Annotated in this window: 22 protein-coding genes; 15 read left to right on the forward strand and 7 right to left on the reverse strand. The window is 65.8% G+C overall.

The window, feature by feature from the left end; all coding sequences use genetic code 11:
• Positions 1-193: 193 nt before the first annotated feature.
• The 10 genes from ACFC0O_RS45685 (at position 194) to ACFC0O_RS45730 (ending at position 8,810) form a co-directional block, all read left to right on the forward strand.
• On the forward strand, positions 194-943 hold the full coding sequence (locus ACFC0O_RS45685) for a dienelactone hydrolase family protein (protein ID WP_375968543.1): 750 nt from the start codon (positions 194-196) through the stop codon (positions 941-943).
• Positions 944-1,064: 121 nt separating this feature from the next.
• Positions 1,065-1,352, forward strand: a complete 288-nt coding sequence (locus ACFC0O_RS45690; protein ID WP_364638758.1) for an antibiotic biosynthesis monooxygenase family protein — start codon at positions 1,065-1,067, stop codon at positions 1,350-1,352.
• A 143-nt stretch (positions 1,353-1,495) separates the two neighbouring features.
• Entirely contained in the window at positions 1,496-2,929 is a 1,434-nt protein-coding gene (locus ACFC0O_RS45695) for a sensor histidine kinase (RefSeq protein WP_364638761.1), read from the forward strand.
• Positions 2,930-3,000: 71 nt separating this feature from the next.
• Positions 3,001-3,372 (forward strand): roadblock/LC7 domain-containing protein, encoded by a 372-nt coding sequence (locus ACFC0O_RS45700; protein ID WP_364640402.1) that lies wholly within the window; start codon positions 3,001-3,003, stop codon positions 3,370-3,372.
• Entirely contained in the window at positions 3,369-3,713 is a 345-nt protein-coding gene (locus ACFC0O_RS45705) for a DUF742 domain-containing protein (RefSeq protein ID WP_364638764.1), read from the forward strand. Before ACFC0O_RS45700 ends, ACFC0O_RS45705 begins: the two co-directional genes overlap by 4 nt.
• Positions 3,688-4,305, forward strand: a complete 618-nt coding sequence (locus tag ACFC0O_RS45710) for an ATP/GTP-binding protein (protein WP_364638767.1) — start codon at positions 3,688-3,690, stop codon at positions 4,303-4,305. The genes ACFC0O_RS45705 and ACFC0O_RS45710 overlap by 26 nt, the downstream gene beginning before the upstream one ends.
• Positions 4,302-5,528: a cytochrome P450 gene (locus ACFC0O_RS45715; protein ID WP_375968544.1), complete on the forward strand. Its 1,227-nt coding sequence runs from the start codon at positions 4,302-4,304 to the stop codon at positions 5,526-5,528. Before ACFC0O_RS45710 ends, ACFC0O_RS45715 begins: the two co-directional genes overlap by 4 nt.
• A 10-nt stretch (positions 5,529-5,538) precedes the next feature.
• Positions 5,539-6,756 carry a cytochrome P450 gene (locus ACFC0O_RS45720; protein WP_375968545.1) on the forward strand — a complete coding sequence of 406 codons (1,218 nt, stop codon included), beginning with the start codon at positions 5,539-5,541 and terminating at the stop codon, positions 6,754-6,756.
• 94 nt (positions 6,757-6,850) lie between these two features.
• Positions 6,851-7,315 (forward strand): hypothetical protein, encoded by a 465-nt coding sequence (locus tag ACFC0O_RS45725; RefSeq protein ID WP_375968546.1) that lies wholly within the window; start codon positions 6,851-6,853, stop codon positions 7,313-7,315.
• Positions 7,316-7,631: 316 nt separating this feature from the next.
• Positions 7,632-8,810, forward strand: a complete 1,179-nt coding sequence (locus ACFC0O_RS45730) for an alanine--tRNA ligase-related protein (RefSeq protein ID WP_375968547.1) — start codon at positions 7,632-7,634, stop codon at positions 8,808-8,810.
• On the opposite strand, the gene ACFC0O_RS45735 is transcribed toward ACFC0O_RS45730, so the two are convergent.
• Positions 8,807-9,250 (reverse strand): hypothetical protein, encoded by a 444-nt coding sequence (locus ACFC0O_RS45735; RefSeq protein ID WP_375968548.1) that lies wholly within the window; start codon positions 9,248-9,250, stop codon positions 8,807-8,809. The two genes, ACFC0O_RS45730 and ACFC0O_RS45735, sit on opposite strands and share 4 nt — an antisense overlap.
• A gap of 264 nt (positions 9,251-9,514) precedes the next feature.
• Entirely contained in the window at positions 9,515-10,132 is a 618-nt protein-coding gene (locus ACFC0O_RS45740) for a TetR/AcrR family transcriptional regulator (RefSeq protein WP_375968549.1), read from the reverse strand.
• An 86-nt stretch (positions 10,133-10,218) separates the two neighbouring features.
• On the opposite strand from ACFC0O_RS45740, the gene ACFC0O_RS45745 reads away from it, so the two are divergent.
• Both ACFC0O_RS45745 and ACFC0O_RS45750 read left to right on the forward strand, forming a co-directional pair.
• On the forward strand, positions 10,219-11,148 hold the full coding sequence (locus tag ACFC0O_RS45745) for a metal-dependent hydrolase (RefSeq protein ID WP_364638785.1): 930 nt from the start codon (positions 10,219-10,221) through the stop codon (positions 11,146-11,148).
• Entirely contained in the window at positions 11,149-12,333 is a 1,185-nt protein-coding gene (locus ACFC0O_RS45750; protein ID WP_375968550.1) for a hypothetical protein, read from the forward strand.
• Here ACFC0O_RS45750 and ACFC0O_RS45755 read toward each other — a convergent pair.
• The 5 genes from ACFC0O_RS45755 to ACFC0O_RS45775 all read right to left on the reverse strand — a co-directional run bounded on the left by ACFC0O_RS45755 (position 12,272) and on the right by ACFC0O_RS45775 (position 16,946).
• On the reverse strand, positions 12,272-13,471 hold the full coding sequence (locus ACFC0O_RS45755) for a hypothetical protein (protein WP_375968551.1): 1,200 nt from the start codon (positions 13,469-13,471) through the stop codon (positions 12,272-12,274). The two genes, ACFC0O_RS45750 and ACFC0O_RS45755, sit on opposite strands and share 62 nt — an antisense overlap.
• Before the next feature lie 65 nt (positions 13,472-13,536).
• Positions 13,537-14,514 (reverse strand): alpha/beta hydrolase, encoded by a 978-nt coding sequence (locus ACFC0O_RS45760; protein WP_375968552.1) that lies wholly within the window; start codon positions 14,512-14,514, stop codon positions 13,537-13,539.
• A 44-nt stretch (positions 14,515-14,558) separates the two neighbouring features.
• A complete protein-coding gene (locus tag ACFC0O_RS45765) occupies positions 14,559-15,065 on the reverse strand; it encodes a hypothetical protein (protein ID WP_375968553.1) in 507 nt (168 codons plus the stop codon).
• Positions 15,066-15,087: 22 nt separating this feature from the next.
• Positions 15,088-15,540 carry a MarR family winged helix-turn-helix transcriptional regulator gene (locus tag ACFC0O_RS45770; protein ID WP_375968554.1) on the reverse strand — a complete coding sequence of 151 codons (453 nt, stop codon included), beginning with the start codon at positions 15,538-15,540 and terminating at the stop codon, positions 15,088-15,090.
• Between the two features lie 242 nt (positions 15,541-15,782).
• The gene (locus ACFC0O_RS45775; RefSeq protein ID WP_375968555.1) at positions 15,783-16,946 is read right to left on the reverse strand and encodes a glycosyltransferase 87 family protein; all 1,164 of its coding nucleotides are present in this window, start codon (positions 16,944-16,946) and stop codon (positions 15,783-15,785) included.
• Positions 16,947-17,190: 244 nt separating this feature from the next.
• Here ACFC0O_RS45775 and ACFC0O_RS45780 point away from each other — a divergent pair, with 244 nt between their 5' ends.
• From ACFC0O_RS45780 to ACFC0O_RS45790, 3 genes are all read left to right on the forward strand, one after another.
• A complete protein-coding gene (locus ACFC0O_RS45780; protein ID WP_375968556.1) occupies positions 17,191-18,153 on the forward strand; it encodes a ferritin-like domain-containing protein in 963 nt (320 codons plus the stop codon).
• A 294-nt stretch (positions 18,154-18,447) separates the two neighbouring features.
• Positions 18,448-21,147, forward strand: a complete 2,700-nt coding sequence (locus ACFC0O_RS45785; protein ID WP_375968557.1) for a LuxR C-terminal-related transcriptional regulator — start codon at positions 18,448-18,450, stop codon at positions 21,145-21,147.
• A gap of 142 nt (positions 21,148-21,289) precedes the next feature.
• Positions 21,290-21,730 (forward strand): hypothetical protein, encoded by a 441-nt coding sequence (locus tag ACFC0O_RS45790; RefSeq protein WP_375968558.1) that lies wholly within the window; start codon positions 21,290-21,292, stop codon positions 21,728-21,730.
• The last annotated feature ends 3 nt before the right edge of the window (positions 21,731-21,733 follow it).

The following is a 21,733-nucleotide window of genomic DNA, read 5'->3' on the forward strand; positions in this document are numbered from 1 at the left end:
GCGAACGCCGAGATAAGCGATGGACAGTCGGCGACCGGGTGTGTAACGTACCGCGGGCCGTGACTTCGACCGAGGAGGTGAGACCCATGAACGCTGTATCCGTATGGGTGCTCCCGCTCGGTTCACGGTTGAGCGATTGACGTAGGTGTCGCTGGGAGTGCCTCGAACGCAAGGCATTTCGAAAGGCACCATCATGAACATTATCTCCGAGACATCGTCCAACGGTGTCGTCGAACGCGGTTTCGTCCTCGATGAGGTCACCGGCGTTCTCTTCTCCCCCGAATCCGGTTCCACGGGCGCACCACTGATCCTGAGCGGCCATTCCGGCGGCGTGCACAAGCGCGCACCGGGACTCGTGGCCAATGCCCACCACCTGGTGACCGAACTCGGCTATTCGGTCGCCGCGATCGACGCACCCGGGCACGGCGATCGGCCGCGCAATGAACGCGATCAGCAGTGGGTCGCACAAATGCAGGCGGCGCGGGCGGCGGGCGAATCCCTCGCACCCGTCATCACCGAGTTCAACCTGTCCCTGGCCGAGCGGGCCGTTCCGGAGTGGCAGGCCACCATCGACGCCCTGCAACAGCTGCCCGAGATCGGGCCGGACGCACCGATCGGGTTCGGCGGCATGACCCTCGGCGTGGTCACCGGCCTGTTGCTGGTCGCGGCCGAACCGCGGATCACCGCGGCGTCATTCGGTCCGGTGTTCGTCTTCGACGAGTTGCTGGAGGCGGCCAAGAGCATCACCGTCCCGGTCGAATTCCTGATCGCCTGGGACGATGAGGAGATCGATCCGCGGCCGGGTCTGGCGCTGTTCGACGCCTGCGGCTCCCTCGACAAGTCGGTGCACGTCTATCCGGGCAGGCATAACCGGATGCGCGGCGTCCCGGCCGACAGCCGGAGCCGCTTCTTCGCCCGGCATCTGAATGGAACCGCTGTCTGACCGAGGCTGTCCCGGGCGTTCGGTACATACCGGACGCCCGGGTTCGGTTCCGATGAATCACACCGCGCCGCACCGTCCTACCCTGCGACAGATCGTTTCGAATCGAGCGAAGGAATCGCACATGCTCATCGTCGCGGGACACCTCATCGTCGACCCCCAGGACCGCCGGTCGTATCTCGCCGAGTGCGCCGAGGTCGTAGAATCGGCGCGCAACGCACCCGGCAATCTGGACTTCTCGCTCACCGCGGATCTGCTCGATCCCGCGCGCGTCAACATCTTCGAACGCTGGGAGTCCCAACAGGCGGTCAATGACTTCCGGGGCAGCGGTCCGACGGATTCGCAAGCGGCGATGATCCGGTCCGCGCAGGTAGCCGAGTATGACATCGCGCAAGTGCGCTCGCTGACCTGATTGTGCGTGAGCCCTCAATTTGCGGGGATCGCAAGTGAAAGTATCGCTGGGATAACGGAATAGGTATGTTGTGGGCTACGGTCGGGCGTGTTGCGCGAGTGCGCCCGACCCCGGTGTAGCCGACAGGATTGACGAAACCCCATATGGCCGTGATGTTTCTCTGGATAGTTGTTCCCCTACTTGTGGTTGCGGTGGCGGCGGCCGGTTATACGGCGCTGCGACTGCGGGCGGAGCGGGCGCGGGCCGACGCGCTGACCGCTCAGGTGCGCGGCTGGGAGCAGTTGCTCGAACAGCTTGTGCGCAAGACGCTTCCATCGGTCACCGAATCGATTCGGCGACCCGGAATGCCGGTCACCGGGACCGATATCCCGGTCGGACTGGAGCAGTCGAGTATCGCTCCGCTGGTGTGGCAGACCGTCGAATACTATGCCGAGGATTTGCGGCTGCTCTGGTCCGAGGCCGCCGAACAGGGCAGGCGCGAGGTGGAGACGCAGGCCCGGCAGGCGATCGCCAAGGCGGAGCAGACCGTGCGCGATGAGGCGCAGGCCGTGCGCGATGCCGCCCAGGGCGCGTCCCGCGATGTCACCGGCGCGGCCGTGCGCTCGTTCGGCACCTCGGTGGTCAGCCTCGGCGCGGACGTCGGCAAGGTGGTGAGCGCCGCGCTGCGCGAGCATCGCGATGACGCGGTGTACGAGACGCTGATCCGCATCGATCACAGTGTGCAGCAGATGATCCGGCAGGCGCAGTCCTACGTGATCGTCAGCGGCGGGCTGCCCGGACGCCGCTGGCCGCAACAGGCGGTCACCGATGTGGTGGGCGGCGCGATCGGCCGTGTCCGCGATTATCTGCGGGTTCGCTCCACCCAGGCCGACCGCGTGGTGGTGAGCCGCGTCGTGGAGCCGCTGGTGCACACGGTGGCGACGCTGCTGGACAACGCGCTGCGCTACTCGCCGCCAACCTCGTTCGTGGACATCAGTTTTCAGGAAGGCCACCACGGTGTGACCATTCTGATCGATGATGCCGGGGTGCGGATGAATCCCGAACAGCTCGAGGATGCCCGGCAGGTGCTGGCGGGTGAGCGCGCCATCGACATTCTCGAACTCGGCCCCGCGCCCAAGATCGGCTTCCCGTCCATCGCGGCGCTGGTGCGCCGCTACGGATTCAGCGTGTACGTCGACGGGCCGAACGCCTACGGCGGCGTGCGCGCCATGGTCTTCATTCCCGAATCACTCTTGGTCGCACCGCAGGACGTGCGGGAGCAGCCCGCGCTTGCAGCGCCTGTGGTCGCACCCGTGCAGGAGCGCAGTGTGGCAGAAGAGGAAGAAATCGCCGCGGCGCTGACCGCGAGCGGACTGACGAAACGTCGGCGGCGCACCGTGGTTCAGCCCAGCGCACCGACTTCGGCGCCCATGCCCGCATTGCAGGCGGCGCCCAATCTCCAATCCGCACCGGCGCTCGCCCCCGCGCCGACGCTCCAACTCGCTCGACCCGATATCGCGGTGGCGTGGTACAGCGGTTCGGTGAGCGGCCGTACCGCCGCGGCCGAAGTCGATCAGACCGAAGGGAACAACTCGTGAATTCACCGACAGCGGCCGACTCGCACACCGCGGTCGACAATCCGTCCGACGGCAGCAACCGGCTCGGCTGGATGCTCGCCGATCTCGACATTCCGGGCGTGCGTTTCGCCGTGCTGCTATCGGAGGACGGGCTGCGGATCGCGCATTCGGGCAATATCACCAAGGACAACGCGGAACGTTTCGCCGCCGCGGCCTCGGGATTGCGTTCGCTCGGTAAGGCACTCGGTGAATTCTGCGGCGGCCCGGGCGATCGCGTACGCCAGAACGTCACCGAATACGACGGCGGGATGATCTTCATTACCGCCGCGGGCGAGGGCGCGGTCATCGGCGTCTCCACCACCCCCGAGGTCGATGTGGCGCTGGTCGCGCACCGGCTCAACGAGCTCGCGGCGCGGGTCGGGCACGAGCTCGGTGCCATACCGCGCGGCGGCGCCCGGCCGTGACCGGGCCGCGGCGGGATCCCGATCTGGTCCGGGCCTATGTGCGCACGGGCGGGCGTTCGCGCGCCTCCCGGCAGCTGGACCTGGTCACCGTGATCGTCGCCGCCGAAACCCCACCGCAGGGCGGCTCGCCCGATGCCCGGCGCATCTACGCGCTGTGCCGGGACGCGTTGTCGCTTGCGGAGATCGCCGCATATCTCGATCTGCCGCCCTCGGTGGTGAAGATCGTCGTGGCCGACCTGCTCGATGGCGGTCACCTGATAACCCGGACGCCCGCACACACCCTGCCGGACGTCAGCCTGCTGGAAGAGGTACTGAATGGGCTCCGCGCCCTTGCGGTCTGAGTTGGCGCCCCCGGGCGTCGACTATCTGGCCCCCACCGTCGTCAAGTCGGTAAAGCTGTTGGTGGCAGGCAACTTCGGCGTCGGTAAGACCACGTTCGTCAGCAGCGTGTCGGAGATCAAGCCGCTGCGCACCGAGGAGACGATCACCGAGGCCAGTGTCGGCGTCGACGATATGGCCGGACTGCGTGAGAAGACGACCACAACGGTCGCAATGGATTTCGGCCGCATCACGCTGAATCCGCAACTGGCGCTGTATCTATTCGGTACGCCGGGTCAGCAGCGGTTCGTCCCGCTGTGGGAAGAACTCGCACTCGGCGCGCTCGGCGCGCTGGTGCTGGTCGACACCCGGCGCATCGAGCAGTCCGATGAGGTGCTGGCCGTGCTCGAACAGCGCGGTGTGCCGTATTCGGTGGCGGTCAATGAATTCGAAGGCGCGCACCGGTATCCGCTGTCGGAGATCCGCGATGCGCTCGACCTCGCCGAGGGCACCCCGCTGACCGCCCTGGACGCACGCGATCGGCGTACGTGCGTGCAGTCGCTCATCACCCTCGTCGAGTACCTGTTCCAATCTCGTCAGGAGTCACGACTTTGACCACTTCGACCGGGCCCACCGTCCTAGTCGACGGCACGCAATTCCCGCTCTACGCAGAGGAATTCGCGGCCGACCCGCACGGAAACTATCGCGAGATGCGCCGGCGTTACGGCTCGCTGGTGCCGGTGGAACTCGCGCCGGGGGTGTCCGCCACCCTGGTGATCGGCTATCACGACGCGGTGCGGATTCTCAATGATCCGGAGCATTTCCCGGCCGATCCGCGCATCTGGCAGCAGAACATTCCGGCGGACTGCCCGGTCAAGCCGATGATGGAGTGGTATCCGAACGTGCTGCGCAATGCCGGTGAGGCGCATCGCCGGTACCGGCAGGCCAATGTGTACGCCGTGGACGGGGTGGATCTGCACGGGCTGCACGCGATCGTCGAGCGGGAGGCGATTCCGCTGATCAATACGTTCTGCGAGAACGGATCCGCGGAACTGATCACCCAGTACGCGTTCCCGCTGGTGTTCGCGGGGCTCAACGACATGCTGGGCTGCCCGCCGGAGATCGGGCAGCGGGTGGCCGCGGGTATGGCGGCGCTGTTCGACTCGGTGGACGAGAACGCCGAGCTCGGAATGCAAACGCTCAGTGGGGCTTTGCTCGAGCTCATCGAGCTCAAGCGGAGTGAGCCCGGCGACGATATGGTGACGCGGCTGCTACAGCATGACGCGGGCCTGGACGACACCGAGATGCTGGCCAACATCATCAGCATCTACGGCGCGGGGCTGGAACCGCAGCAGAATCTGATCATCAACACGCTGCGGCTGATCCTCACCGACGATCGCTTCGCCGGTGATGTGCTGGGCGGAAGTCTTTCCACCCGTGACGCTTTGGACGAGGTGCTGTTCAACGATCCGCCGATGGCGAATTTCGCCATCTCCTACCCGCGGCAGCCCATGCTGGTCGGTGAGACCTGGCTGCCCGCCCATCAGCCGGTGGTGATCAGCCTGGCGGGCTGCAATAACGATCCCGCCATCGGCGGCGGGGAGCGCATCGGCAATCGCTCACATCTGGCGTGGAGCCTGGGACCGCATGCGTGCCCGGCGAAGTCGGTCGCATCACTGGTGGCACAGGAGGCCATCGACCAACTGCTGGACGCGCTGCCCGAGCTGCGTCTCGCCGTTCCGGTTGATGAATTATCTTGGCGTCCAGGGCCATTCCACCGCGCGCTGGCAGCGCTGCCGGTGGTGTTCCCTGCGTGCCCGCCGTTGAATGTGAAGTAGGAGAGCTGTTTTGACGATCGAACCCTTGGCATTGGACCTGACCGGTGTCGACATTCAAGGTGAGAACGCCCGCATTCGTGCACGTGGACCGGTGACCCTGGTCGAGCTCATGGGTGTGCCCGCGTGGTCGGTGACCGACGCGGATGTGTTGAAGCGTTTGCTGGCCGATCCCCGGGTGTCCAAGGATCCGGCGCAGCACTGGGCGGCGTTCGGCAATGGTGAGGTCACCCCCGAATGGCCGCTGTTCCCGTGGGTCGCGGCGACCAATATGTTCACCGCGTACGGCTCGGATCACCGCCGCCTGCGCAAACTGGTGTCCCCCGCGTTCACGCACCGCCGCACCATGGCGCTGCGCCCGCGCATCGAGGAGATCGTCACCACCCTGCTGGACAACCTCGCCGCGACCCCGGCGGGTGAAACCGTCGATCTGCGTGAGGGTTTCGCCTATCCGGTGCCGATTCAGGTGCTCACCGAACTGATGGGCGTCCCCGAGGATCGTGAACCCGCGCTGCGCATCTGCGTGGCGCGCTTCTTCGACACCGAGATCTCCCCCGAGGCGGCCGGTGCCAACTACCTCGAAATGTTCGGCCTCATCGAGGAACTCGTCGCTTTCAAGCGCGATAACCCGGGCGACGATATGACCAGCGTCCTGATCGCCACCCGCGATGAGGACGGTGAGCGTCTCACCGAGAAGGAAATGGTCGACACGCTGATGCTCGTCATCAACGCCGGCCACGAAACCACGGTGAACCTCCTCGACCAGGCCATCGTCGCCCTGCTCACCCACCCCGAACAGCTCGCCGCCGTCCGCGCCGGCGAGGTCACCTGGGACGACGTCATCGAGGAAACCCTCCGCTACGAGGCCCCCGTAGCCCACCTCCCCCTCCGCTACGCGGTCGAGGACATCGAAATCGACGGCATCCAAATCCCCAAGGGCCAAGCAATTCTCGCCTCCTACGCCGCCGCCGGCCGCGACCCCAAAATCCACGGCGAAACCTCCGAATCCTTCGACATCACCCGAGTCAACAAGGACCACCTCTCCTTCGGCCACGGCGTCCACCACTGCATCGGCGCCCCCCTGGCCCGCCTGGAAGCAACCATCGCCCTCCCCGCCCTCTTCACCCGCTTCCCCGACCTGGCCCTCGCGGACCCCACCACCCTCTCCCCCGTAATCGGCTTCATCTCCAACGGCCACCGCGACCTCCCCGCCCGCCTCACCGCCAACTAGCCCCCACCGCTCAGGCCCGGCCACCCGCCGGGCCTGAAGCCCCTCAAATCTGATACAAAGTGCTCCGATCGAAATCACTTGTGAGGGGCCGAAAGTGGAGCAGCCGCAGAGCGGATATCACCCGATATCGCTACCGCAGGATCAATGGAATCCCGAACCGCTGCCCGGCTACTGGACCGGAAGCGGCAAGGCGATCTGGGCCGCGATAATCGCCATCGGCTTCGGGACATTCCTACTTTCAATCGTCGTGATCGAACTGGCCAAGCTGGACCTGTCCGGCATTCCGTTGTGGCGGTACATCTTCGTCATCGTCCCGGCCTCGACGCTGGCGGCGCTGATCGTCGGCGCCGTCCTGCTGCTGTGTCGACTGAAAGCCGGAAAGATCGTGCTGCTCAGCGCATCCGGGCTCATGATCTTGCAAATCGTCATCGCAAATTTCCGCACCACCGACAGCGTCGCCGTGCGAGTCGTCATCCTCATCCTGTTCTGTCTCCCCGTGCTCATCTCCGCAGCCCTGACCGCCAGCACATCCGTCCGAACCTGGCTGGCAAAACCCTGACCACTATGTGCGGGTAGCGTCTTCGACATCGGCCTCGACGGCTACCCCTGCCTACGTGGGCCCACACGGCCGATCCCCGGACTGGATCGCCGGATAATCCGTCGCGATGAGGTTGGGTGGATTGCTACCGTGCAGCGATGCAGGTTCCTTCACCAAGCGCACGCACGGCCGCACGAGCTAACGGCTCGCCGGTCGCTGCCGCCTGACTTTCCCACCCGCCGCGACCGGAAACGGTCGACTGGTGTGTGCCGGGATTCATTGCCGGACTTGCCAACTGCGGTCCGGTTCCGGTCGTCTTCTCGATGGAGTAACCACCGTGATCACGACCGATCAGACTATTCACACCTTTCTCGAATTCTTCCGCGAACGCGGGCATGAACTCACGCCGGGCGGATCGCTCATTCCAGAACCGGGGGATCCGGTGCTGTTCACCACCTCCGGTATGCATCCGCTGACCCCGTATCTCCTGGGCCGCCCACACCCGATGGGCCGTCGACTCACGAATTTGCAACGCTGCCTGCGCACCACCGATCTCGATGAGATCGGCGACAGCACGCACCTCACCGTCTTCGAAATGCTCGGCTCGTGGTCGCTCGGCGACTACGAGGGTTCTCAGAGCCTGCGGTGGGGATATGAACTGCTGCGGGACGGCTTCGGCATCCCACCGGATCGACTGCACGTCACGGTATTCGGTGGGGATGATCAGGTCGGGCCCGACCACGAGTCCTGGCAGACGTGGGACGAACTCGGCGTTCCGGTGGAGCCGACCACGCACGAGAACTGGTGGTCCAACGGCCCTATCGGCCCCTGCGGACCCGATTCCGAGGTCTTTATCTGGACCGGACACGAAACACCCCGGGGCACACCGACATCCGACGACCGATGGGTCGAGGTATGGAATCACGTCATGATGCAATACCTCCGACATCCCGACGGGAGCCTGGAACCGTTGCACCGTCCCGGCATCGACACCGGGCTCGGCCTGGAACGATTGGTGCGCATCCTGCAGAACCGGCGGTCGGTCTTCGAGATCGATCTCTTCCGCCCGTGGCTCAGCACGCTGCCCCTGCTCTGGGGCCCACTCGATGAGCCATCCCTGCGGCTACTCTCGGATCACCTGCGCTCGAGCATCGTGGTCCTCGGCGACCGAGTCTCACCCTCCCCCACCCACCGCGGTCACATACTCCGCCGCTTGATCCGCCGCACCCTGACCACCCTGTGGCGCGACGACCCCTCCCGCACCCTGTCCGACCTCCCGATAGACCTGATCGAACACACCCTCGACCACTTCCGCCAAGCCACCGATCCCGGCCGAATCCGCGGCACCCTGCTGAACGAGGAACACAAATTCGACCTGCTACTCCAGCGCGGCCGAAAGGTACTGTCCCGCAACCGCTTCACCGCCCCCCTCGGCGAAGGCGACTACCTCTACCTCCACGACACCCACGGCCTGCCTCGCGAACTCGTGGACTACCTGAATACGGAGGACAGTTAAGCCCGGTGCAGGGCGACTTGTCGGCGGGAGAGGTTGAACCAGATCCATGCGCCCGCGACCACGCCGAGTGGGATCAGCCACCAACCGTGCAGCAGAGGGGTGAAGATGAAAAGGGCGAGGGGGAGGGCCGTGGGGAGGGCGCGTTGCCAGGGGTGAGCAGGTTCCGCGCGGAGCGAGCGGGGTAGCGGGCCACCGTTTTGCCAGGCGCGGGACGACCATGCGAACGTCGCGGCAATTCCGATGATCAGCGTGATCGCGGTGAGGCCGACGATGGCGGCGATCCGACCCTCGAGCCACCAGCAGACCAGGACGAAGGCGATACCGCCCAGCACTCCACCGATCGGCGGTGCCCATACCGGCAGGATAGGTGCGGTTCGGGCCCGCTCGGTCGTAGCGGCGGCGATGTTCAGCGCTTCCTGCGGTGTCGGAACGTCGATCATGCGGCCACCATATACTGCCCGGTTTCCATTCATCAACCAGTTTCCACGACCGCGACGTGAGCGTCCCGCTGACCGGTCGGAAGATGTCGATTGGTCAGGCGAAGCGCCAGCTTGTTGCGCCGTGGAGTTCAGTGAGGGCTACGCCGACAGCGGTGTGGATGGTGAAGCGGTAGAGGTACCAGGGGCGGGGCCGGCGCTTTGGGCGCTGCAGGGGGCGTTTACGGTGTCGCCGGCGCGTTCGGCGGGATTCATCGCCGCGGGTGATCAGGGCACGTGCAGGGTGGCCTGCGCCAGCATCGCGGGACCCATCCAGCGACGCAGGTAGCGGCGCAATTCTTCCTCCGAGCGCGGCGGATGGCCGGGCGAGACGAAGAAGGATTGCATTGTGCGGAGCAGGTATTCGACCAGCTCCCGCAGGGATTCGTCGTCGTAGCCGTACTGCGACCAGTCGACGTCGAAGCGTTTGATCATGGTCATACCGAAGGCCTGCGCCTCATCGGAGGTGACGCCCTCCGGATCGGCGGCGGAGTAGGTCGGGGTCAGCAGGATGCCCAGGTGCGGGGTGCGGTGCACCTCGGTGAGGGTGTAGACGACCGCATCGGTCATGGCCTCGACCGGATCCTCCTGTCCGCGTACCTGTTCGGTGAGCCGGTCCAGGAACCCCGCCACCGACGCCAGGGCCGAGGCGCGCATGAGCGCTTCCGCGCTCGGGAAGTAGCGGTACACGGTCTGCCGGATGACACCGAGCGATTCGGCCACGTCGGCAATGCTGATCTCGCGGCCCGTACGACCGATCAGGTCGACGGCCGCGGCCACGATACGGCTCGCCGCCTCGTCGTCACTCTCCGGCGGACTGCCGCCCCACCCGCGCCTTCGTGCCACGAAAACCGACGTTAGCACGTCGTGGTCACCCAATATTTCGATTGAACATACACCTAGACGTCAGAGTGTATGTTTGTATGGTCACCATGACGGATCTGATCGTGCGAAAGATGAATTTCGCCTTCGAGGACTACGACGTGCCCTTCCTCTGGAACGAGGAGAATCCGGCCTTCGCGAGCATGGCCAATGCCGTGTCGTTCCTGGCCATCGGCTTCGAGAAGATGATCGTGCAGATGATCATGCAGACGAAACCGCTGATCACCGATGCCGAAGTCGCCGAGGAGGCGGACGCGTTCATGCGGCAGGAGGGTCAGCATTCGACCGCGCACCGCCAGCATGTGCGCGGGCTGATCCGCAGCCATCCGGGCCTGCAGGAAACCCTCGACGAGGTGATCGGCGAATTCGACCGCCTCACCGCCAGCACCCCGCTGAACTACCGCCTCGCGTACACCGCGGACCTGGAGGCCACCTTCACCTCGGTCTTCAAACTGATGCTCGACAATGAGGCGGCGCTGTTCGCGCCCGGCGACGATCGCGTCGCATCCTTGTTCATCTGGCACTTCGTCGAAGAGGTCGAGCACCGCAGTTCGGCGCTGATCATCTTCGATTCCGTCGTGGGCAGCGATCTCTACCGCATGCGCATGGCCCCGTCGATCTTCCGGCATGTGCTCAAGGTGGTCCGGATCGCCTGCGCGGGCTTCAATAAGCATGTGCCCGTTGAGGATCGGAAGGTGGACGCGCTCGCCATGTTCGCGAACTACCGCAGACAGCAGCACCTGCGCCGCCTGCTACCCGGCCTGCACCCGCGCAACAGCGGCCCGATGCTGCGCGCGTTCGACGCGCTGCCGCTCGGTGAGCAACTGGTGGCGTTGAAGGGCATCATTCGCAGTCAGCTGCCCAAACACAATCCCGCGCACGAGAAACTACCCGCGCTCGCGGATGTGTGGTTCCGGCGCTACGAAGCCGGATACGACGTATCCCGCTGGTACACAGCGGATTCGATCGGAGCAAAGTAAATGACCGACCACTGTGCCCCCACCTTCGATCAACTCGCGCACTCGCTCGGCTTCTCCTGCGAGGAAGCGGGCGGCCTGGTCGAATTCCGCAATCCGTTCGGCCTGGAGAACTGGACCCTGACGGTCCTGGAAACCACCGTCGTCCTCGGCTCCATCCTCGCGCTGATCTGGGCGGTGATCCGGCTGCGCCGGCACGGCGACCCCACCAACCTGGTGCTCTGGTTCGGCGCGACCGCCTACCTGTTCATCATCGAACCGCCGCTCTACTTCCCCGCCGCCTTCGGCATCGAAGAGCACGTCGATACGATGTTCGCGCACAACGTCTTCACGGTGGATTTCCTATGGGGCCGCCTGCCGCTCTATATCGTCGCCATCTACCCCTTCATGGCGACCGTGGCCTATGAGATCGTGCGCTCACTGGGCGTATTCCGCCGCTACGGCGCGCTTTTGGGTGCGACCTGCGTGGGTTTCGTGCACCACGCCTTCTACGAGATCTTCGACCATCTCGGCCCGCAATTGCGCTGGTGGGAATGGTCGACCGGTAATTCGCTGAATCAGCCGTTCTTCGATTCGGTCCCGCTTCCCAGCGTGGTGGTGTTCGCCGCCCTGTGGCCGATGTCGCTGGCGTTCTGCGTCTACTGGTTCGTCGGCCGCAAGGTCGACGCGGGCACCCACTTCACCGGGCCCCAATTGGTGGGCCGCACAGTCGGAATCGGCCTGCTGGCCTCCCTCGGGACTTTCATCCTCCCGCTCCCCGCCACCGTCTTCGGCGCGGGCAGCACCACCGTGCGCGGCACCCTCTACGCCGCCGAACTGATCGTGCTGACCCTCGTCGCCATCCCGATCCTGTTCCGCAGCTGGCAAAGTCAGCGTCAGTCGACCGAAATACCCCATTACACAAACGCTTTCGTCCGTGTCTACAGCCCCCTCTACCTGCTGGTGATGGCCATCCTCTGGATCACCGCACTCCCCGATCTCCGCGACGCCACCAACGGCCTGACCGCGAACGGCGATCCGATCGGCAACCCCTGGTACACGCTGGCCTGCTTCGTCATCGCAATCCTCTGCGTAGCAGCCATATTCACCACGGCATCGCCCAGGGATCGATCGACGCAGCCGGAAATCAGTGATGGAAGTCAGCGCTCGACAGAGCGTGCAGCGACCACCACAGAAGCGGCACCGTAGCGATTACGACAAGCAGCGTGGCGCGGATGACCAGCAGGGCACGATTCAGGACGATGGCTTCGATCACCAGGGTGGCGAGAACAATGGCCGTAATGCCGGTGGCCACCCAGACCGCGTCGGGCTGATGCGTGAATCTGCCCAGGGTCCAGCCGAAGAGCAGCAGTAGCGGCACCGTGAAGATCAGCCAGCCGAAGGCGAATCGGAGCAGGCGTCCGCCGTGCGCCGGGCGGTCGGTCTCGGGTACACCGTCGACCAGTTCGTCCGGCACCGTGCGGGTTCGGGACAATTGCACGACGGCATGACCGATACCGGCCAGCAGGCAGGACACCAGCAGGGTGCGATAGCAGGCCGCGAGATAACCGGAGGACTCCCGGGGATAGCGCCACGCCCACAGCGCCGGGAGCCATCCGGCGGCGAACATCAGCGCCAGGGCCGGAATCGTTTCGGGCCGCGCGGATAGCCGCTGCCGCAGATAACCCGGCGGCAGGGCGCGGCGCGTGCGGCCGAACAGCAGATAGATCTTGGACAGCGATGCGATGCCGATGATCAGGGTGAGCCAGCGCCAGCGTGCGGCATCGGTGAACATGGAGACGACCGCGAGCGGCAGGCTGGTAGCCCAGATCGCGGTCGCCGCCCTGCCGACCGCCATCCACATGGCGTCGGCCGCGACCAGGCGCGGATCCGGAACGAACTCGTGTTCCGAATCCTCGTGCGCCGCAGAATATTCCGCGACTGCCTCACCCTCGGGCACGGGCCATTCGCCGATGTGGGTCGAACCCGGGCACAGCAGTGGGCTGTCGTCGGTGTCGTAGTCGTAGTCCGGATCGACCAGGCCGCGCCACCGCATGGCCGACATGCGGGCGGTGATGGCCAGCCCGTGCCAGGGCTCATCGCAATAGGGGTTCGGGCAGTCCGGATAGGTCGGATCGTCGAAGTCGTAACCGGTTTCGGGTTCGCCGTCGCGCAGGCTGTCCTCGACGAGCGCGTCGATCTCGTCGAGTAGCCGCAGCACCGGATCGACGGGTGCGGCGTCCTCGGCGTCGAACGGGTTCAGGGCGGGATTCGGCCGCGGCGCACCGGCATCCTCGGCGCGGCGTCCGATCGGGCGCACCCGCTGTTCATCCCCGGCAATACTCACCCGCCGATAGTAGGGCGGGCCCCCGACACCCGTCATCGAAAAATACCGCGAATCAACGGGATCCGTCAGTGCGCGTTGAGGGCGTCCAGAATCATGGGGCGGGCGTTCGCCAGTGCCTGCTGCCAGTACGGCCAGGTGTGCGTGCCATTGCCGAGTTCGATGCGCGCGGGAATCCCCAAGGCTCCCAGCCGATCCCGGAACATCTGATTCGCGATCAAGGTCATCGCTTCCAGCCCCATGGCATTGAGGGTATTGCCCAGCCCGAACGGCAGATCGGCCAATCCGGGCAGCGCATTGCCGGACCAGATGTACATCGGCAGCCCGCGCAGCAATTCGGCCTGATCGGTGGCGTCATTGCGCACCCACGCGGGATCCGAAGCCGGACCCCACATATCGTCGACATTGAAGTTGCCCTCATCGCGCATGGCGGCGCGCATGGCCTCATTCCACATCGGGAACGTCGGGTGCACATAACCGGAGAAGGATCCGGCGAAGCGGAATTGATCGCGATGATGTGCGGCCAGCGTGAGCGCCGCATTACCGCCCATGGACGCGCCGACGATCGCGTTATTGGTGCGCGAGACGCCGTAGCCCGCCAGATACGCGGGCAGATCCTTGGTCAGGAAGGTTTCCCACTTGTACTTCGTCGCTTGCTGATTGGTGCTGCTGGGCCGATACCAGTCCGTATAGAAGCTGGAGTGCCCGCCCACCGGGAACACCAAAGTCACATTGTCCCCGACGAATTGGCGCAGCGCGTCGGTATCACTGGTCCATTGACTGTGATCCCCCGGTGCGCGCAACCCGTCCAGCAGATACAGCGCCGAACTCCCGCCGCGCGCCGCCCACTGCACCTGAACCTTGATCTTCCCCATCGCGGACGGCACCCAAAGCTCCTGGTAACCGCCTGCGGGAGAACGCAATACCGGACCGGGCACGGGAGCGGCGGCGGCGACCTCCACCCCCGCCGCGCCGAGCAGGACCACCGCCGCGGCGATCGTACCGGCCTTGCGCCGCCAATTCCCCCGCGAGTTTCGATGTCGCATCACGGTATCCACCCTTATACCTCCCACCTGATTGCCCATCAAAGTTACCCCAGGCGGCTCGAATCCCACTGTCCCTCAGCCGAAGTTGCCGAATTTCCGGCGGATTCGGTCTTGTCACCGCCGCGACGTCCGGTCAGTCGCAGACCGTCCCGGATACTGAGCGACATCAGCACGATATTGACCGCGCCCGCCATGATTTCCACCGCCTGCACGCTGTAGAAGACGATGCCGAAATCGCCGCGCCCGGCGAGTACGTCCAGGGTGATCGCGGACGGAATCAACACCAGCAGCCCATTACCTGCGATGAACGGCATTCGTCGTTTCTTGGCGGCGATGATCGGGTGGGAGGCTTTGCCCGCCAATCGGAATCCACTCGCTCCGGTGAGCGCCAGGGCGAGCACCAGTAACGGCAAACCCCATGGAACAGCCTGTTTGACGGTCGTGACGGCCTGTTTCGAACCGAAGATCTCGGTCGCGACGGTGGCGAGCCAGAAGGTGAGGATGGTGGTCAGTCCGAGTGCGCCCGCGATGGGATGGATGCGGGAAAGCATTGGTGCACCTCTTGTTCGATGATCAGGTGGGGCGATCGTCCTCGAGATTGCCGATCGCGTGACGCACGGCGCGCAGCAGTGCTTCCCGCTCGGCGTCCGAAAACCCTTCGGTAGCAGCGGCATTAACTTCGCGCGCGGCCGATTGCAATACGGCGCGCAAGCCACGAGCCCGGTCGGTGAGGTGGATCAGTGCTCGCCGCCCGTCCGCCGGATCGGGACTGCGTTCGATGAGCCCGTCTCGCTCCATCCGCTTGAGCGTGTGGGCCATGGTGGACTGATCGATGCGGACCCGCTCGCAGAGTTCGTGCTGGGTCAGGCCCTCCTGCTCGTAGAGCGCCAGCAGTTGTGCGAATTGTCCCGGCACCACGCCGTGTTCGGCGATTCGATCCCGCAGGGCCTGTTCCATGAGGCGCGCCAGATGGTTGATCCCGTAGCCCAGTGAGGAACTGCGGTCCAGCGGCTCGCGCGGCGTCATACCCGCAATATTAGATGGCAAGCCATGTATTTTACAAGACGTACCCGCACCCGGGGCGGCTCACACCGCCCCGGGTGGTCCGGCTACGGAAGCAGCAACCTCCCGAGGAGGTCGTTGACCGCTGCGACCAGGTCACCGATGAAATGCGGGATCATGCCTTTCCTCCTTCGCGAAAGATACTTATAGATCAACTAGATTCGCCCTTCCCCGCGAACCGGAATCCGGATCGAAGGGTGTGCTGATCATTTATTCGTTGCCGAGAGCGGGAAGGATGGCGACCGGTACGAAATCAGGAAGCCGTAGAGCAGCACGGCGAAATAGACCAGGATGTGGGAGTTCTCCAGGATGGCCTCGCTGTGCCAGGGTTTCGGTAGCAGGAAGATTCCCACCGACACATAGTTCTCGCCCCAGTGATACGCCCACGCGCCGGTCGCGACGAACAGCGCCGCGGCCGCGATCCACCAGCGGGAGTTCGATTGCGCGCGATGGACGAGATGGACCAGCAGCGGGACGAACCACACCCAGTGATGGCCCCAGGCGTACGGGGATACCGCGCAGGCCGTCATGCCCGCGATGGTCACCACCAGCAGGCGTTCGCCGCGGCGCTGCAGGGCCACGGTGAGCGCGAGGCTCGTGAAGGTCACCACTACGACGACCGCGAACCAGAGCCAGATCGGCGCGGAACCGCCGGTCCAGTGCGCGAGCATGCCGCGCAGTGATTGATTGGCCGGATTGGTGTCGGGTGCGATGCGCTCGGACTGGAAGAAGGTCTCGAACCAGTAGCGATGCGAATCGGCGGGCAGAATGAGCCAGGCCAGTGCGATCGAACCGAGGAATCCGGCCACGACGGTTGCCGCCGAACGCCATTGGCGCAGTGCGAGGTACTGCACCGCGAAATACGCGGGGACGAGTTTGATGCCCGCCGCGATACCGGCTCCGATACCGCGCAGGCGGCTGTCGTCCGCGCGCGCGAAATCCCAGAGCACCAACAGCATCAGCACCAGATTGATCTGGCCGTAGAAGAGCGTGGTGCGCACCGGTTCCAGGAACAGGCAGGTAATCGCAAGCAGCGCACTGATTCCCGCCAGCCGGGCGTTCAGGCGATATCCCAGGATGCGCCAGCTCAACAACACGCAGCCGTACAGCACAACGACATTCACCAGCAGCGATGAGTACGTGACCCAGCTCCAGGGCAGCACCACGATAGGCAGGAATACCAGTGCCGAGAACGGTGTGTACGTGTACAGCAGCCCGAAAAACGTTGGCTCCGTGTACAGCGGGCGGCCGTGCAGCACCCGGTCCGCGCCGTCGCGGTACACGTGCGCGTCCAGCCCGCCCGCGAGGATGCCGCCGGATTCGTGCATCCACGGGTCGACCGTGGCGAAGACCAGCGTCAATGCGATCACCGCACCGAGGGATAGTGCGAAAACCGTTGCACCCGAACATCTGAACTCGCGTAGCCCCTCTTTCAACACAGGTCTTTACCTTACGTAAAGATCTAGCCGTGTCATGACCCGGAAAGCTGGGTTTCGCCGTGTGGTTGCTCACCCCGAACCCCGCGCTGTGATGTTTCGGATGCGATCAGCGGGTAGTCCAACCAATGGCGCACTTCGCGCCATCACCCAATGTCGATGCGAAGGACCAGAATCCATGAGCACACGCGACACCACCACCCTGCTGACGCAACTGCGCACCGTGCGCGATCTGACCCATACCGAAATCCAGATCGCCGAAACCCGTACCGCGCAGGCTCGCACGGAGGCCGTGCGCCGCGAGCTGTCCGAGAACGCGGACAACGCCCGCGCCCGCGCCGAGGCCGTCGAGGCCGCCATTCGCGAACTAGGCGGCGTACCGCAGCTGATCGGCCCCTTCCTCGGACGGGCCGCCGCTAGCTTCAAAACCGTTGGCGAGCAGGCACAGTCGTTCGACGAGGCACTGTTGAACGATCTCGCCCTCGAACACCGGCTGCTCGACCGAGCCCGCTATATCAAGGCCCTGGCCACCGATGCCCAGCGCGCGGATCTGGTCACCCTGGCCGACCGCCTGATCAGCGCGCACACCGCGACCGTGCAGTGGCTCACCACCGTGCTGGCCGAGGACGCCCTCGGCGGCCCGGCCGCCCTGCGCCGCACCCCCTTCCAGGCCGCCACCGGCACCGCGGTACGCCTGGCCAACCTCCCGATCACCTGGTCCACCCAGGGCATAGACCGCCTGCTCGACCTCTTCCGCTCGGCCGGACCGGCCCTGGAGGAAGCCCTCGACCGCGGCGCCCACGCGAGCCAGGTAGCCGCCAAAACCCTGAGCGCCTCCCGTGACTCGGCCCTGGCCACCGCCGAACGAGTCACCCGCCGCGAGGGCGTCGACACCGCCGCCGACACCCTCCACTCCCTGCGCACCACCACCGGCGTCCTGGAATCCGACGAACTCCCCGTAGACAACTACGACAACCTCAACGTCAACCAGGCCGTAAGCGCCATCAAATCCCTCACCCGCCCCGCCGACATCCGCGCGGTCCTCGCCTACGAGGAAGCCCACAAAAACCGCACCAACGTAGTCTCAGCAGCCGAAACCCGTTTCGCCGCAATAGCCCAGGACGTAACGGGCCTCAACTGATAGTCACTTCAGCCGATAACACGGGGCGGTGCGTCGCAAGACGCACCGCCCCGTAGCTGTCTGCGTCGCGGAACGCCCGGGTGACGGTGGTGAAGGAATACCGGTGGGACGGGACGCCATCCGGTGGCGGTCGGTGCGCTTCGTCAACCCCTCGACATCGAAGCGACGCAAACCGGATGGTCGTTCCGATCTCCGTTAGAGACCCTAGGAAGGCGCGGGGCGGGGCGGTATCGGGCATGTGCCCTAGAAAGTATCTGTTTGCCGCGCCTTTGCCTCACCGATAAGTTTGGCTGCATGCTGTACGGCCGAGAGCTCGAGGAACGGCGGATCAGCACACTTCTGAACCAGGCCGGGAACGGTCAGAGCGCTGCCCTGGAAATCGTCGCCGACGCGGGCTCCGGCAAGACCGCGCTGCTGGACCGCGCGGTGGAGCTGACCGGCGGAACGTGGCGGATACTGCGTTGTGCCGGGGTGGACGGCGACTCCGAATTCCCCTTCGCCGGATTGCACGCACTACTGATCGCCGCCTGCGGGCATATCGAGGCACTGCCCCTGGACACGCTCCCGCAACCGCAGGCGGACGCACTGCGGGCGGTGATCGGCCTCACCGTCGCGACCCAGCCGGTCGATCGCTTCCTGGTGGGCTTGGCCACACTCTCGCTGCTCGCCGAACTCGCCGACGAACAACCGGTGCTGTGCACGGTCGACGATGTGCAGTGGCTGGACCGGGCATCCGCGGAAGCGCTGCGGTTCGCCGCGCGCAGGCTCGGCGCGGAAGGCATCGTGATGCTCTTCGCCAGCCGCGGCGACGCCGAACTCCCCGGAGTGCCCGAACTCCCGCTGCCGCCGCTCGATGAGCGCGCCGCCGCCGCACTGCTCGCCGACCGCTGGCCGAGCCTGAATCATGCTGTGCGGCGCAGAGTTCTGCGGGAGGCCGGTGGAAATCCCCTGGCGCTGCTGGAACTACCACGCATGGACCTGGACGCACTGCCCGTCGGCCCGCTCCCGCTGCCGTATCGGATAGCCAGTGGCTATCAGCGCCAGATCGCCGCGCATTCCGCGGGCTGCCGGACCGCACTGCTGATCGCGGCCGCCGAACCGGCCGGTGATCCACGGCTCATATTGCAGGCGCTGGACGCGCTCGGTCTCGATCACGACAGCCTGACCGAGGCCGAGACCGCCGGACTGATCGATATCACCGCGCAGGCGATTCGATTCCGGCATCCCCTCGCCCGCGCGGCCGTCTATCACGGCGCGACCTTCCGTGAACGCCAGTCCGCGCACACCGAACTCGCGGCCCTGTCGACCGACGATCCGGATGGTCGCGCCTGGCATCTGGCCGCCGCGACCATCGGCCAGGACGAGGACACCGCCGCACTGCTGGAGTCCGCGGCCGCGCGGGCGGTGAACCGCGCCGGATATTCGGCCGCCTCCGCCGCCATGGAACGCGCCGCCCTGCTCACCCCCGATCGCGAAATCCGCAGTCGCCGAATGCTGCTCGCCACCGAATGGGCGGCCGCGGCCGGCGGCTATCAGCGCGCATCGGACCTGGCACGACAGACCGAACAGCTACCGCTGGCCGCCGACGGCCGCGCTCGGCTGGGCTGGATCGACGCATTCATCGAATTCGAACGCGGCAATCTGCGCAAATCGCGGGACTCGCTGGTCGCGGCGGCCGACCACGTCGCCGCCGTCGACCCCGAACGCGCGGGTCCACTGTTTCTCCAGGCGGGCCACGCGTCCTGGGCCATGGGCGATCCGGTATCCGCACGCGCCGCACGCGCCAAACTGGCGGCGCTGCGACTGCCCGACGGCGAGCGCGCGGCATTCCTCGCCGCGATGGACGGACCGCTGGCTCTGCATACCGATGAGCTGTCCACGGGGATCACGATCGTGCGGGCGACCGTCGCGGCCGGGCATAGCACCGAGGATCCGGCGCTGATGCTGGCGGCGACCGGGCAGGCCATGCTCATCGGCGACCTCGAGGACGCGCGGACGCTGGCCAACCGAATGCTGGACAGCGCGCAGAGCCGGGGCATGATCAGCCGGTTCCCCACCGCGGCCCTGCTCGCCACCGCCTCCGAACTCATGCTGGGTCGGTTGCACGAAGCCGAATCGATGGCGGCGCAGGCGCAACGGGTCGCCCGCGATATCGGCCAGGGCGGCAATATCGCCACCGGCGAGACCTATCTCGCGCTGATCGCCGGTTTTCGCGGCGATGAGCAGCGCTGCCACGAATTGATGGCATCGCACCGCTCCTTCGGCCAGGACAATTTCATCGACCACGTGCATCACGAATGGGCGCTGAGCCTGCTCGATCTCGCGCATGGACGCTATGAACCGGCACTGGATCGTCTGGACGCACTACACCGCGTTCCCAACCGGATTCGCGGGCACTGGCTGCATCTGCTGCGCGATCTGGTCGAAGCCGCGGTCCGGGCGCGGCAACCCGAACGCGCCGCGGCGGCGATGGCGGAGATCGAGCACTGGACCGCCGCCCTGGGCTCCCCCTTCGCCGACGCCATCGCGCTGCGCTCGCGCGCCCTGCTCGACGGGAATGGCGAAGCCTATGCCACCGCTCTGAAAATCCAAGCGTCCGAAGGTCTTCGGTATGACCAGGCGCGCACCGCGCTGCTCTACGGCGAATGGCTACGCCGCGAACGCAGCATCGGCGAGGCCCGCACCCAATTGCGCACCGCCGCAGAGACTTTCGATCGTTTGGGCGCGCTCCCCTGGGCCGCCCACGCCCGCACCGAACTCCGCGCCGCCGGGGATGCCTCGCCTCAGCTCGCCACCCCCATGATCGAAGCCGTCGCCGCCCTCACCCCGCAGGAACTCCAGGTGGTCCGGCTCGCCGCCACCGGGGCCACGAACAAGGAGATAGGCGCGAAACTCTTCATCAGCCCCAAAACCGTTGGCCATCATCTCTATCGGGCCTTCCCCAAACTCGGCGTCGCCAATCGAGTGGAATTGGCCCGCTTGGCCGCCTTCTGAGCGCTCGTCAAGCCCCTATCTTCAGCTGCCTGAATCAAGCTCCACGCAATTTGAAGCGTGATAATTTCACTTGGTCGGCGTGATCTCGGATTCGTGCCGGAGGTCCATGAACGCATGGGCATTTCGTAGTGGAAGGGCTCTCATGACAACTTCTCGGGTGCGCGGCGCCAAGCTCGCCGCGACGGCGATCGCCGGACTCGGCGCGGTATTGCTGGCGACCGCCCCGAACGCGGCGGCGGCCGACTACGGCGCCGTGACGCTGGATGGCTCATCGGCGCCGCAGGCCGGGTGCAGTTACACCCTGACCAGCGGAGATATCGTCGGCGGCGGTAGCAGTTCGACCAACAGCATGCCGATCACGTTCTCCGACAACGGCGCCGTCATCGGCACCGGCAAAGTGGGCGGCCTGATCCCCAGCCCGGCGAAGGTCACCTGGACCCCGAAGACCGCCGGTCAGCATGTGCTCACCGCGACCGGCGGCTGGGGCTCCGACTGGATCACGCTGGCACCGCTGACCGTCCAGGTCCGCGCCTCCGCCGCCACCGGCAGCTTCGGCTGCCCGCTGCCCAGCATCTCCGGCTAGCGC

This window comes from Nocardia sp. NPDC056100 (assembly GCF_042266325.1).
Classification (GTDB): Bacteria; Actinomycetota; Actinomycetes; order Mycobacteriales; family Mycobacteriaceae; genus Nocardia.

Bases quoted from the DNA above. Each gene is read 5' to 3' on its own strand.
- ACFC0O_RS45685 (WP_375968543.1), top strand. From the start codon at position 194: ATGAACATTATCTCCGAGACATCGTCCAACGGTGTCGTCGAACGCGGT.
- ACFC0O_RS45690 (WP_364638758.1), top strand. From the start codon at position 1,065: ATGCTCATCGTCGCGGGACACCTCATCGTCGACCCCCAGGACCGCCGG.
- ACFC0O_RS45695 (WP_364638761.1), top strand. From the start codon at position 1,496: ATGGCCGTGATGTTTCTCTGGATAGTTGTTCCCCTACTTGTGGTTGCG.
- ACFC0O_RS45700 (WP_364640402.1), top strand. From the start codon at position 3,001: ATGCTCGCCGATCTCGACATTCCGGGCGTGCGTTTCGCCGTGCTGCTA.
- ACFC0O_RS45710 (WP_364638767.1), top strand. From the start codon at position 3,688: ATGGGCTCCGCGCCCTTGCGGTCTGAGTTGGCGCCCCCGGGCGTCGAC.
- ACFC0O_RS45735 (WP_375968548.1), bottom strand. From the start codon at position 9,250: ATGATCGACGTTCCGACACCGCAGGAAGCGCTGAACATCGCCGCCGCT.
- ACFC0O_RS45745 (WP_364638785.1), top strand. From the start codon at position 10,219: ATGACGGATCTGATCGTGCGAAAGATGAATTTCGCCTTCGAGGACTAC.
- ACFC0O_RS45750 (WP_375968550.1), top strand. From the start codon at position 11,149: ATGACCGACCACTGTGCCCCCACCTTCGATCAACTCGCGCACTCGCTC.
- ACFC0O_RS45760 (WP_375968552.1), bottom strand. From the start codon at position 14,514: ATGCGACATCGAAACTCGCGGGGGAATTGGCGGCGCAAGGCCGGTACG.
- ACFC0O_RS45765 (WP_375968553.1), bottom strand. From the start codon at position 15,065: ATGCTTTCCCGCATCCATCCCATCGCGGGCGCACTCGGACTGACCACC.
- ACFC0O_RS45770 (WP_375968554.1), bottom strand. From the start codon at position 15,540: ATGACGCCGCGCGAGCCGCTGGACCGCAGTTCCTCACTGGGCTACGGG.
- ACFC0O_RS45780 (WP_375968556.1), top strand. From the start codon at position 17,191: ATGAGCACACGCGACACCACCACCCTGCTGACGCAACTGCGCACCGTG.
- ACFC0O_RS45785 (WP_375968557.1), top strand. From the start codon at position 18,448: ATGCTGTACGGCCGAGAGCTCGAGGAACGGCGGATCAGCACACTTCTG.
- ACFC0O_RS45790 (WP_375968558.1), top strand. From the start codon at position 21,290: ATGACAACTTCTCGGGTGCGCGGCGCCAAGCTCGCCGCGACGGCGATC.